The organism is Clostridioides sp. ZZV15-6383 (genome assembly GCF_020657735.1).
In the GTDB taxonomy this organism is placed as follows: Bacteria; Bacillota; Clostridia; order Peptostreptococcales; family Peptostreptococcaceae; genus Clostridioides; species Clostridioides difficile_D.
This window is the reverse complement of the sequence record NZ_JAGWCV010000219.1, coordinates 1-255: the sequence shown is the minus strand read 5'-3', so window position 1 is coordinate 255 and position 255 is coordinate 1. Positions and strand designations below refer to the sequence as shown.

The following is a 255-nucleotide window of genomic DNA, read 5'->3' as shown; positions in this document are numbered from 1 at the left end:
AATAGTACACTTATAGCAACATGGAAACAAAAACTTTTGTATGGTGGTGTCGATGCCTTGTCTAAAACGAAAGGAAGACCATCAATGAATAAAAGCAAAAAAACTAAAGAAGAAAAAAATAAATTAACAAGAGAACAAGAATTAGAATATGAAAACCAACTTTTAAAAGCGGAGCTTGCATTTCTAAAAAAGCTGCGTGCTTCAGGGATGAATGTTCCCGAAAGGTTAAAAACCAATACGAAGCAAAAGTAATTT

General features: G+C 32.2%; 1 pseudogene. It reads left to right on the top strand.

Going from position 1 to position 255, the window contains the following annotated elements:
• Positions 1 to 252: pseudogene (locus KGF42_RS19540) on the top strand (hypothetical protein); the annotation flags it as partial.
• Between the last annotated feature and the right edge of the window lie 3 nt (positions 253 to 255).